The organism is Candidatus Babeliales bacterium, from assembly GCA_019749895.1.
In the GTDB taxonomy this organism is placed as follows: Bacteria; Babelota; Babeliae; order Babelales; family RVW-14; genus AaIE-18.
Genome location: JAIEPG010000003.1, coordinates 285,412 through 298,026, shown reverse-complemented (window position 1 = coordinate 298,026; position 12,615 = coordinate 285,412). Strand labels below are relative to the sequence as shown.

The following is a 12,615-nucleotide window of genomic DNA, read 5'->3' as shown; positions in this document are numbered from 1 at the left end:
GCAAGAGATTGGATACAAATTATTTTTTTGTCGCGTCTATTGGGCCATATAGTTTTTTATTAATTTTTTATGGTCGAAAGAAGGCACTGACCAATTTTGCAGTTATCACACTGATCGGCATGATTTTTTTCAGTAGAAAAATCTATTGGTACAGGTATTAAATCTTTTCTCAGTGAGCGGGGTTTTTCTGTTCGCGTTGTAAACGGAGATTCCTGAGGCATTGATTGTTTAAGTTCGTCATGGGCTGATTGCGAAAAGAATTGTGAAGCTTCATCATCTGGTACCAATGGTTGACTTAGTGATCTTTGTGTTCTTTGGCGCTTGTTTGATGAGCTAGCTAATGATGGATCAGATAGCCCATCACTTGGTTGGCTTGAAAATATTTGCGATGCTTCCCTAGTGTGTTTAGAGGTGCGGACTGGGCTTGCCGGCAGTAAGGGTGGAAGATCATCATAATTATCACTGCCCGATATACTAAAAGTTTCTGAAAGAACCTCTTGTTCTTCAGTTTCGGTTTCTTTTTGAGTTTTTGTGAGGATGTAATCTGGCTGGCTCGAGCTTGTTGTTTTTTTACCAGAAAAATCTAACTTACGCGCAGTATTTTTTTGAGCATGCGGGTATGTTTCGCAGTGTGTTTGGTACGCTGCTTCAAAATCATGCAAAAGAAGCAGGTAAGGACTGAAGTTGCTTTCTTTTGCCAGATCGTATGGAGTTCTTCCTTTCATATCAACTTGATTTTTTTCAACTCCACGGTCTAATAAAAGTTGGATAATTTGCAGATTTTTTTCTTGATTGTGGTAGTCAATATTTGGACTTAGACCAAATATGAAGTGGTGTAGTGCGTTGCCACTAATGATACGTAGGTCGTTATAATCGCTTATAGCTTTTGTGTTGGCGCCTGCGTCTAGAAGAATTTGTATAATTTCAAGATCGCCAGCACTTGCCGCATGAATCAAAGGATTTCTGTTGAGAAAATCTGGCTCGTTAACGATAGTTGGGTCTTTTGCAATAAGTTCTTCTACGGCCTTTTTGTATCCGTGCGATGCAGCATAATGAATGAGTTGCATGCCGTGTCTGCTATTGAAAATACGTTCGTTTGCGTAAAAGTTGCCAAAGCATTGTTCGATTGCTGTGTCTGAGCCATCACAGTCACTTGCTGCTGCATATAAAGCGGGTGAAATAACAGGAATAAGGAGTAAGAATGCTATAATATTTTTTTTCATAAATTTCTTTCGTTATGAACTTTATTCTTTTGGTCCGAGTGGGCATTTACCAGCTGCACAATCTAGGCATTCATCAGCATAATGTTTGTTGGTTGAAAAGTTTATAGTTCTTTGTATTTTTCGTTTTTGTGCGTTGCGTTCGTGTGTGCGCAGTAATTCAGGCGAGGTGTCAACGGGTTGGCTGGGTTGGCTTGTTGAAGAGCAAGGCAAGCTTGATGATTCTTCATCTGAAGAAAAAATTTGACTTAGTGTTCGATCTCGCTTGCTTCTGGTTGATGGAGTAGGGCTGTGACTTGCGTCGTCTTTGCTGTCGCTTGAAAAAGGTATGGTTGCTGAAATATCTTCAAAAAATTCAGGCGAAATGAGAATGTGGTCTTGATTGACTGGGCAAGAAGAGCTTGACGGTGCGTCGTCAGGAATATTCGGTTCTAACGGTGGCATATCATCATCATAATCATCGAATGGGAAAGTTGATGTTTTTTGTGGTGAGGGTGGAAGAATATCTTCCCCATCTTGTTCGTTTTCTGAATTGCTGTCTGGAGCGAGATGAGCAAGGTAAGCAAGAAATCCTTTTTGATTGGCAAGGTCGTAAGGAGTTAGATTTTCGCGATTCTTTGCGTTTACATTGGCTTCATAATGATCTATCAATCGTTTCAGCATTGCGATGTTAAACTCTTTATCATGTTGCTCATGATCCTTGCTTAATGATTCAAGGAAACAATGAAGCACGTTTCCATTTTTTTCTGAAGGAGAAAGTTGTGTGTACCATCTGTAGCATGCATCACAAGCATCTTCATCAGAATATGGATAATCGAGTTCTTGGTATGATCTTTCGTCATTGTCGCTTGATGATGAAGAAAAGTATTGAATTGGTTCAAGAGGATTCAAGAGGTAGAGAAATCCCTTTTCATAGGCAAGGTCGTAAGGAGTTAAGTTGTCACGATTTTTTTCATTTATATCGGCCTCGTGATAATGTATGAAGCGTCGAAGAGCGTTGATGACTCTGTCTTTATTATGGTCTTGAGGATTTTTGGGTAACGATTCAAGGAAGCAATGAAGAATATTTCCGTTTCTTTTTAAAGGATTATCTTCAATGTATTTTTCGTATTCTTCGTAGAATCTATCATCTGTTTCCTTGTCGCTTACTTCTTCGTAGTAAAAGAGGCCTTTGTAAAGATATGGCGTAAAATTTCTTTCAAGGGCAATGTCGAAAGGTGTTTTGCCATCAGCATCTTCCTGTTTAGGGTTTGCGCCGCGTTTTATGAAGCGATTAATAAATCTTATGTTCTTTCTAATATTGTGTTCGTAGATATTTTCGGGCAAGTTACCTAGAAAGTGGTGGAGTATGTTGCCCCCAAGGACTGGCGATAGAGAGTAAGCGTTGAAATATACATCAGCATCTTCAATGTCTTGCTTTGTTTCATCGATTCCGTGATCAAGAATGTCGAGATAGGGAGTAAAGCCTCTGTTGTAGGCAAGGTCGCCGGCCCTCAAGGCAAACTGGTTTCTTTGATAGATCATTTCTCTTCCTGCTGGATGAACAGTCAATGTTAGAAGAATAGATCGATTGGTATCGATGTAGTGATGCAATAGATCATCTGGCAACTGCAAAATAAAATGGTGTAGTGCGTTGCCATCAGGCGATTTGGTGCTTGAGCTTGTGGCAGCTGCTTGTGCGTTGTTGCTTGTGCATAAAAAAAGTACATAGATAAAAAATAGGGTTTTTTTGATATTCATAAGTCTTCTCCCGATTGAATTTTAAATAAAAATTAGATATTACTAATTATGTACTAAGTATCTCATTTTTATTTCAATCTGGCAAGTTTGGGCAAAATAGTGCAAAAATAGTTAAAAATGAATAAAGGCGGGCTAAAAACCCGCCTTTATTGCGAAAAATCGATGATAAGAGAAAAGACTTATTTTTCTTCAAAATCCGCATCAATTGGACCTTGTTGGCCAGTTGATTGGTCGGTAGAGCTTGAAGCGTCTTGTTGGCCAGCTTGCCCAGCATTTTTATCTTTATAGATAATTTCGGCAATATTATGAGAGGCCTTCATGAGGTCGTCGGTTGCTTTTTGCAACGCGTCACCATCATTTTCTTGCTCTTTAAGAACTTTCTTCGCGTCTTCAAGAGCTTTTTCGACAAGATTAACTTCTGCAATTGGAAGCTTTTCTTTGTTTTCTTTAACGGTCTTTTCAATTTGCATGATCATATTGTCTAGCGCATTACGCTTTTCAATAACTTCTTTGAGCTTCTTGTCTTCAGCTTCGTGCTGTTGTGCTTCTTGAACCAAGCGTTCAATGTCGCTCTTGCTTAAGCCTGAAGAGTCGGTAATGGTAATACTTTGTTCTTTTCCAGTTCCCAGGTCTTTAGCGGAAACATGTACAATGCCGTTAGCGTCTAAATTGAAGGTAACCTCAACTTGTGGCACGCCGCGTGGAGCTGCTGGGATACCGTCAAGTTTAAAGCGACCAAGCGTTTTGTTGTCGCGCGCAAATTCGCGCTCGCCTTGAACCACATGAATTTCAACAGCCGTTTGGTTGTCTTCGGCGGTTGAGAATACTTGTGACTTTTTGGCAGGGATGGTAGTGTTGCGTTCGATCAATTTTGTTGCAACGCCGCCGTAGGTTTCAATGCCCAATGAGAGTGGCGTTACGTCCAAGAGTAAAACGTCGGTAACGTCGCCAGCCAACACGCCGCCTTGAATTGCTGCGCCAAGAGAAACAACTTCGTCAGGGTTTACTGAGCGGTTTGGTTCTTTGCCGAAGAATTCCTTAACCATTTCTTGAATCTTTGGAATACGTGTTGAACCGCCAACCAAGATAACTTCGTCGATTTTGCTTGCGCTAATTTCAGCGTCTTTAAGTGCTTGCTTGCATGGTTCGAACAGACGTTTGAATACACTGTCACACAAGTTTTCAAGTTTTGCGCGAGAAATCTTGGTTACCAAGTGCTTTGGTCCTGTTGCGTCTGCGGTAATGTATGGCAAGTTAATTTCAGTTTCTGTTGCGGCAGAAAGCTCGATCTTTGCCTTTTCTGCTGCTTCTTTGAGGCGTTGGATAGCCATTTTGTCGTTCTTAAGTTCAATACCTTGTTCTTTTTTGAATTCATTCATGAGGTATTCAATCAAAAGTTCGTCAACGTTATCGCCGCCCAGCATGGTGTCGCCGTTGGTTGATTTAACTTCAACAACGCCATCGCCAACTTCTAAGATAGAAATATCAAAGGTGCCGCCACCAAAGTCGAATACCGCGATTGTTTCGTTATTCTTTTTATCAAGGCCATACGCAAGAGCTGCTGCGGTAGGCTCGTTGATAATACGCTTAACGTCTAGGCCGGCAATTTTACCAGCAGTTTTGGTTGCTTGTCTTTGCGCGTCGTTAAAGTAGGCAGGAACGGTAATAACTGCTTCGGTTACTTTTTCGCCCAAATAATCTTCAGCTGCTTGTTTCAATTTTTGCAAAACGGCTGCTGAAATTTCTTCTGGAGCGAGTTGTTTGCCTTGAACTTCAATAGCCACGTCGCCGTTGCTTGTTTGAACAATTTTATAAGGAACCAAATGTTTGTCGCGATCGTTCAAGACTTCAAATTTTTTACCAATGAAGCGCTTTGCTGAGAAAATAGTGTTTTCAGGGTTAGTCACTGCTTGTCGTTTTGCAACAGCGCCTACCAAGCGTTGGCCGTCTTTGGTAATAGCCACAATGGACGGGGTGGTGTTAGCACCTTCTTGGTTTGGGATAACCTTTGGGCTACCACCCTCCATGAAGGATACTACTGAATTTGTTGTACCGAGATCGATGCCGATAATTTTTCCCATAATTTTCCTTTATTCTTTTATAGAACGCTGCTAGATTGTAATGTTTTTCTCTCTTTTGGCCTAACCTCTATTCTGTAGATTATCTTAGTCTACTTATGAAGATATGTCAATATTTTTTCACAAAGTTTTAGTCTGGTTCACTCAACTTTATAATTGGCTTTGCCAGTTTTGTGTCGCATAATTTTAAATATTCTGGCACTTTTTTGATTTTCTTCCGGATTCTGGCGGTTTTTACGAAGTTTTTATTCTATTTCTGAGCTTCCTTTTTTAGGGGCGGGCAGGGCGCCGGTCGCGGCCATTCACTCCGTCCTGTCGCCCCCCAGCCTCTTGATTCTAAGCTTGAGAGCTCGTGGGCTCGTGGGTTTAAAACGTGGGTAGGGAAACGAAAGTATAAAAAACGGGGGTGGGGTAAACGGGCTGGGGGCTTTGGACTTCGTGGAACTCAAGCCGCTCTGGGGGTTAAGAGTATTAAGAGTATAATGAATAAGATTATGATTAAGACAGGGCAGGGGGGTGCGCCCTCCATTGAGCACCTACCGCATATGCGCGCAATCATGAATCAGCACCCGAATCGCTACCAGTACATAACGCTTACGCTAGAATAAGAACCCAATTAACAACCTAACTCGAACTCAAACCAAGTCCTACGAAGAAGAACTTAGGAACTGGGTGCAGATAAAGAGCTTATGAGTATTAATAAGAAGAATTAGAAAGAAGAGTGCTTGCGTAAGAGTTAAGAGTGTGCGGAGACAGGAGGGTGCTTAATTAAGTAAGAAAGAGAACAATTTTTTTTAAGAAGTGTTACCCAAACAAGAGCATAGCTCGCGCGAAAAAGTTCTAAGAACCAATTGAACGAAAAACTAGTTGTGTAACCAAAAACACCAAAGTACGTATTTGATAAATCAAATCAGTCAAAATTAGTCACGCCAAAAACAAAAAATGCAGGTCTTTCAAAAACAAATGATGTGATAAATGGTTGTGAAAATCATGCTTTAGTCATAACTATTTCATCAAAACTCTTATTTTTTACCATAGTCCTTTTTCCCAAAAAGGGGATAAAGTGGCCCGCCCGGCCCTGTAGCTACATTATTTTCTACGAAAAGCTTATGTGTGCTTTTTTCAACAATAACTTTGTAAAATGAGTAAGTCCGCATTATGCTTTCCGGCATTATATAAAAATAACAATGTTATTGGTTTTATTGACTTTGTTGAATGAAATTTTCTACTATGAAATATGATAATTGTGTTGTTGTGCAGCTGCTTTAACAAGCTACAAGAGGATGAGGACGAGTATTATGAAGAAATGTAATAAAATAGCTAAGCGAATCTTATTTGTTATCGTCCTCTTTTGTAGTAGTTTTGAGTTCCTTTCAATATTGCATGGTGCTGCTATTAACCAAAATGATTTCAAAATTCATGAATATTGTTGGGATTCAAAAAAAGACCTCAGCTTTATCAAGGCTTATGTTGAAGGCTTGGGTCTTTCTAATAATGATTTGGCTGACTATTTAAATAAACGTGACTTTCGTCGCTACAGCGCTCTTGATTATGCAATTATGCGTGTGCGTGAATATCCTGCCCAGGCTAAGAACGCGGACCTTGATGTGGTATTGTTTCTTATTAGCAGAGGAGCTGACCCTTCTCCTTGTTTTATCACAGCCTTGGTGCCCTGGTTTAGGCCAGAGGTTGCGCAGCTTTTGAGTCCTATGTGTTTTTTCTCGGCGTACCTTTATACTGATTACCAGGGAATCAGCTTAATTCATCGCGTAGCACAATTTAATCGTGATGGCGATTCTCTGTGCTTTATTGTTCAGGAATTAAAAAAATATGGTATTTCTCCGCTGGCATCATTTAATGCATGTGATGGTGGAGGTTTGACGCCCCTTCATTTTGCTGCCTCTCAAGGGATGCTTAATAATATTATTACCTTGGTAGAAAACGGTGCTGAAGTTAATGCTCGAGATTCTCATGGCAATACGCCGCTTCACTTAGCTGCCAAAAACGGTCTTGCTTACATTGTGCGGTCACTTATTATGAATGGTGCTAATCGATTTGCCGTAAATATTTTTGGTCAAACACCAATGAGCTTTGCAAAGCTTAGTGGCAATCAAAAGGTAATAGATCTTTTGGGTGAGCAATCATCAGGTAATGAGTGCCAGGACGACAATCCTTTGTATGGAGACACGCACGCAGCACCAAAAAAACCAAAAAGACCCCGAGCAAATGGGTTTACAGCGAGTTACTCAAATCTGGAAAGTCTTTTGCAGTCTCTTGAAGCCGAAAAATCTGATAGTCAGACAGAATCAAGTGAGCCAGCAAAAACTGATGAGCGTGATGCTATGCTTGAGGCGCTCCTTGGTGGCTTGTGTATTTAGTTGTTTTGTGCCATCAGATTCAACCCTTGCTTTTTTGACCTGCAATTTGTTATAAAAAACCTTACGATAAAACTGTTTAAGCGCAGGGGATGGGTAAATGGTTTGGGGTGTCTTTATTTTTGTTGTATTTATTATTTATTCGTCTGCTTTTTCTTCTGCTGAGCCAGAGCTTTTTCCAGAACTGCTCGGCGACGATGATACTATTATTATTCCTGAGGGGGCTCCTTTGTTGTCAAGCTCAAGTAGTAGTGACAGCTTTCTCGATAGTTTTGATGACAGCGATAGTGACTATGATGAGGATGCTTTTGTTTCTTTTAAACAAGTGCGTTACCCATTGCACTGCAAAATTATGGATTTTGACGTTGGACAAGTTTCTGTAATGTTGCTTATGGGGCATGACTGCAACCGTCAAGATGAGCTTGGGAAAACTCCTTTGCACTATGCGTGCATTACTGGCTGCCGTCAAATTGCCGCAGAGCTATTATCTTACGGAGCACAAAGTTGTGTGCGTGATAATCGCGACGCACCTCCTCTCTTTTATGCGGTGCAAAATAATTATTGGGATGTAGTAAAAGAGTTTCCTGTTGAGGCTCTTAATAGTCATGCGTTATTTCCAAAAGAGCATGCATTTGAAAATTATACTTTATTGGAATATCTGGTTTTTTATAATTGTTTAGAGCGTGCTGAATTTTTACTTAACCGAGGTGCAAACTTAAGCTTGCGTGCAGTTAAAATAGCAATCAAGAAAAAGTATGATTCTATGGTTAGTATGTTTTGTGAGCATGCACTTGCTCGACGAGACTTTTCTTTTCTTGTTCGTGTGCTTCATGATTATCATAGTAATTTTTCGATCGTTGATTGTGACTCATCGGTGCTGCTAAGCATTTCGGAGCGGCAAAGAATATCTCTGCTTAATCTTGCTGTTCTTCAAAAAAATGTACATCTTATCAAAAGACTTTTGCGGTTTGGTGTGAGAACTGATACTATTGACTCCCACAACTTTATTCCTTTATTTTACGCTATTGAAAGTGATGATATTGTCTTGATTAAGTTACTTGCTGCAACAACCCCCAGATCTTTTTTAGGCGCGGCTTTGCATTGGGCTGTTAAGTGTAATGCTCTTGGTGCTGTTGCGTGGTTACTGACCCTTGGCGCAGATATTGACGCGATTGAGGACTATTGCTTAACGCCGCTGCGCCGTGCTGAGCTTTTGAAAAGCGATGGGGAAGATAATGACAGTATAATTGCATTACTCAGAGCTGCCAACGAACAAAAAAGGCGTGGCGCGTATCCGGCAGCTCGTACGATATCGCGATGGTGATAGTAATAAACGAAATAACTGCGAAAGTATCATATGAAAAAAACAATTAGATTATTAGTAAGTTTTTCGTTCTTGGTAATTGGTTGTGCTGAACATGCTTATTCAGCGTCGTCATCTTCGCAGACTTCGCCGCGAAAAAAAGGATCTGGCTCACCTCGACAAGATATTGAACGGCGCAGTTCCATTTCTTCCTTAGCTTCCGATAATTCGGTAGTGCCATTAACACTTTCTTTAGGTGCGTTATCATTAGTTGAATCAGACGAAGCAGGTAGCAAACCTAAAACAAGTCCTCGAAAATTGAAGCGGCTTTATCCTGCAACACTATCTCCACGACGGTCGCCACGTGCCACTGATTTAAGTTCGAGTGGTGGTGAAGATTATAGCCCGCGGTCTGAAGGCGCAAGTCCTCGAGGTGCAAGGTTAGGAGGATCACTGACGCTATTACCGCCAATTCCTCTTGGGACGCATAAAGATTTTGGGAGCATAAGGCAAGCAGTTCGATCTCCTCATAATAGCGGTGATTTAAGTTCTAGCGGTGAGAGTAGCCCTCGCTCAGAAGAATCACCTCGATTCAAAACTGGCAGCTCATCTGCTGGTAGCAGCCCGCGAGGCAAGAGCTCGCCGCGCTCTCTTATACAGTTTGGCCAGCAATTGTCTAAAAAATTTAGTCATACCAAGCTTGATTCTCCTCGATCTCAAACAACATCTAGTTCTTCTTCGGGTCACGTTGATCAAGAGGATGACGTTGATTGGGAACGTTTTTTGATGATTGTTAATAATCGTTGGGAGCTTGTTGAAGATCGTGCGCTAAAATATCCTTTGCATTGGGCGGTTCGAGAGAATAAGATTGAGTTGGTTACAAAGCTCATCAAACAAGAGCGAAAAAATCCAGCTTATGTTAATGCTGGTGATGAGCATGGCCTTACCCCCTTGCATTACGCAGCAATTAATGGCGATCTACCAATTTTCTCTTTATTGTTAGCGGCAGGTGCTCATCCCAACTGCCAAAACGTTGATGGTTTTACCCCACTTCATGCTGCTGTGTATAACGAAGTAAATTGGAGAACGCTTAATGAATTTTTTAAAGTAGCCGAAGAGCTCTTTCAAAAATCTTTGCATGAATATCATGATGAAGAAGCGGCACGTACGTTTTTATTAAATGTTGATGCGGTTTCTCATAATGGAACCACGCCATTGCACTTAGCCGTTCGATCGCAAAATATGCAAATTATCCAACTGTTGCTTTCTATTAGAAAAGCAAATATTAATTTGAGAGATTATCGGGGCATGACTGCTTTGCATCGAGCAATTTATTATCATAATCATACGGCAGCTATGGAGCTTTTGAGTCATTATGACAATAAAACAAAACAACTTGCTGCTGATGTGAATTGCCCGGATAATAAAGGCTTTACCCCTCTTGATTATGCCGAGAATGAAAAGATGCTTGGTGTTGCTATGCGGCTTAAAGAATTAAAGGCTGAGCATAGTGCCAAATGGTTAGTACTTGGAAGTTGCGATGAGTAGAAATAATAAAATTTCTATATTTTTTGTAGCTTTTATGTGTTCTACAAGCTTGCTAGTGGGGGCGGCTGGTAGTCAAGCGGCTGGTAGTCAACGAGTTCGTTTATCATTAGATCTTGAACGGGTTGCAGAAAGTCGGTATTCACCCTCAAGTTTGCCCGCTAAGAAAAAAAATAGAGCAAGCGTTAGTTATAAAAATGTTGCTGGTAATTTGGGTGGATCTGATGCGGCTTACATCTTTAAAGCTATAGTTTCTGGAAGTAACGAAGTTACAAAAAGATTGTTAACGCTTTTCCCCGATCTTCTTGACTCTCAAGATGACCAAGGAAGAACAATATTATTGTACGCAAGTTTTTTAAATAAAACTGACGTTATCGATATTCTTCTTGCAGCGGGTGCAAATGTTTTGGTTTTTGATGCCTACCAAAGAAGCTCTTTGCACTATGCTGCTATGAACGGCAATGTTGTAACATTGTGTAAACTAATTGCTGCACTCCGGGAAAAACTCACGATGTCAGAATTTTATGCTTTTTGTAATTATGGTGACCATAAAAAAGAAACTGCTCTGCACAAAGCTTGCTTGAATGGTTATCTTGAGGTAGTGAAGGTGCTCTTAAAATATAGCCCAAGCCTTGAAAGAAGAAATTCTATGGGCATGACAGCGCTTGCTTGTGCTGCTTTAAAGGGCCATTGTGATATTGTGGAAAGGTTGCTTTTGGCTGGTGCCGATGTTAACACCAACAAAGATATTGAGCTGAACACGCCACTACATTATGCTGCTTTCAATAACGATTTGCCCATGGTTAAGCTTTTGGTACAAAACTATGCAATGACGTGGTATGAAAACAAAACAGGTAAAATTCCATGGAGCCTGGCCACTTCCTACCAAGTACAAGATTTTCTTGAAAAAGTTAGATAAAAAGTGAGGCAAGAAGAGAAATGCCCACTGAGCTACTAAGAAAACGCATCGTTAACTTAAAGTTTGGTTTAATACCCCAACGGTAAAAAGCATTGAGCGAGACCATTAAAAAGCTTAATCCGCGAATGCCTACAATACTTAACAGGATAATAACAGGACTTGAGGTCTCATTTGCTATCACAAATATATAAAAGAAGATGATTTCGAGTAGTTTGAATACAAAAAGCGAACGTGCTGCTTCTTCCAAAATATAAAACTGTTCATATAAAATAAAGAAGAGCTCTGAAAACGTAATGAGCAAGTACATGATTGAAAAGGTAATAATCATGTTGGTTGGCTGGTTTATGAAACTAAATTTTAGTAGTTTGCCGTAATTTAGTACCAGAAAAATAATAATCGGTACAACGATAATCACCAACTTGGCGCTCAAAACTTCAAAAGCAGATTTCTTTTGTTCTTTGCTGCCATTTTCTTTTAACGTTGCCAATAGTGCATTACCGGGATGTCCAACGGTAGATTTTATAATGTCATGTAGTGAGCGTGCTATGGTGCTTGCAAAATAAAATAAGCCTGCCTGCTTAAGGCCAAATTTAACGGCAAAGATGGGTGTTACCATGTTGCTGGTAAACAGCTGGCGATTGAGATGTAGCAAATAATTAAAGAGCCGCGTTGTGGCCATGCGCTTAAATAAATTTTCAGGAATTGGTATGTGATCGTTTGGTAGCGCTTGATACAGGCGCCAGATTAAAAATATAAAAAAGCCGAGTGCAATGAGTGAATCGGCACAGTATGGTACAAAAATTAAGTTAGACGAGAGTGTGCCGCCAGTGTAGGCATAGCTGCCCCAAACGATTGCTAAATAGCCAGCAAAAATGAACAATTCAATTAAAATGGTTGGCTTGCTTTTAAAAGCAATATGCAAAAACTGGCGTAAGATACAGCGAATGGTTTCTGTAAAAATCAATAGCGGCGCTATAAATAGGTAGGGAGCTTGTTCAATTCCTGCGCAACTTTGGTGCATCCAGTAGGTTGCAAGAGCGGTTACTATTGCCGCAAGCGGCAGAACCGGTACAAGATATTGCCATAAAAATACCGTTTTAAAGGTTTGTTTACTTTTGGTAAAAAAATAGAAAAATGGTGCAAGTGTGTAAGCACTGCCAAAGTCTGCCAGGCGCGAGGCCAGATAGATAGTGGCAAAAAGCATACCAACAAGGCCGTATGTTGAGCCGTTCAGAAATCTAATAAGAAAAAGATTGTGCATAATCTTGAGTGATTCAAATACCGTACTTCCCCAAAGGTTCCAAGTGAACCCGTGGTTAAATTGATCGATGGGCGATAATTTTTTAGCACTCAAATCTTTATTCATTTTCTTCTCTCAGCCAGGCTTTCAGAGCCGTATCAAACCGCGATTATACTAAGAGATTAGTATACAATA

8 protein-coding genes are annotated in these 12,615 nt (G+C 40.4%); 4 read left to right on the top strand and 4 right to left on the bottom strand.

The features are described from left to right. Positions 1-59: 59 nt before the first annotated feature. The 3 genes from K2W90_04000 to dnaK all read right to left on the bottom strand — a co-directional run bounded on the left by K2W90_04000 (position 60) and on the right by dnaK (position 5,041). Positions 60-1,223 carry an ankyrin repeat domain-containing protein gene (locus K2W90_04000; GenBank protein MBY0353503.1) on the bottom strand — a complete coding sequence of 388 codons (1,164 nt, stop codon included), beginning with the start codon at positions 1,221-1,223 and terminating at the stop codon, positions 60-62. A gap of 21 nt (positions 1,224-1,244) precedes the next feature. Next, entirely contained in the window at positions 1,245-2,960 is a 1,716-nt protein-coding gene (locus tag K2W90_03995; GenBank protein MBY0353502.1) for a hypothetical protein, read from the bottom strand. Between the two features lie 179 nt (positions 2,961-3,139). Beyond that, positions 3,140-5,041 (bottom strand): molecular chaperone DnaK, encoded by a 1,902-nt coding sequence (gene dnaK / locus K2W90_03990; protein MBY0353501.1) that lies wholly within the window; start codon positions 5,039-5,041, stop codon positions 3,140-3,142. A 1,295-nt stretch (positions 5,042-6,336) separates the two neighbouring features. On the opposite strand from dnaK, the gene K2W90_03985 reads away from it, so the two are divergent. The 4 genes from K2W90_03985 to K2W90_03970 all read left to right on the top strand — a co-directional run bounded on the left by K2W90_03985 (position 6,337) and on the right by K2W90_03970 (position 11,180). Continuing rightward, positions 6,337-7,416, top strand: a complete 1,080-nt coding sequence (locus K2W90_03985) for an ankyrin repeat domain-containing protein (GenBank protein MBY0353500.1) — start codon at positions 6,337-6,339, stop codon at positions 7,414-7,416. Positions 7,417-7,513: 97 nt separating this feature from the next. Continuing rightward, on the top strand, positions 7,514-8,737 hold the full coding sequence (locus tag K2W90_03980; protein MBY0353499.1) for an ankyrin repeat domain-containing protein: 1,224 nt from the start codon (positions 7,514-7,516) through the stop codon (positions 8,735-8,737). A 33-nt stretch (positions 8,738-8,770) separates the two neighbouring features. Then, positions 8,771-10,264 carry an ankyrin repeat domain-containing protein gene (locus K2W90_03975; GenBank protein MBY0353498.1) on the top strand — a complete coding sequence of 498 codons (1,494 nt, stop codon included), beginning with the start codon at positions 8,771-8,773 and terminating at the stop codon, positions 10,262-10,264. After that, positions 10,257-11,180, top strand: a complete 924-nt coding sequence (locus K2W90_03970) for an ankyrin repeat domain-containing protein (GenBank protein MBY0353497.1) — start codon at positions 10,257-10,259, stop codon at positions 11,178-11,180. The genes K2W90_03975 and K2W90_03970 overlap by 8 nt, the downstream gene beginning before the upstream one ends. Here the strand turns inward: K2W90_03970 and K2W90_03965 are convergent. Then, on the bottom strand, positions 11,173-12,546 hold the full coding sequence (locus K2W90_03965; protein ID MBY0353496.1) for a hypothetical protein: 1,374 nt from the start codon (positions 12,544-12,546) through the stop codon (positions 11,173-11,175). The genes K2W90_03970 and K2W90_03965 overlap by 8 nt on opposite strands. Between the last annotated feature and the right edge of the window lie 69 nt (positions 12,547-12,615).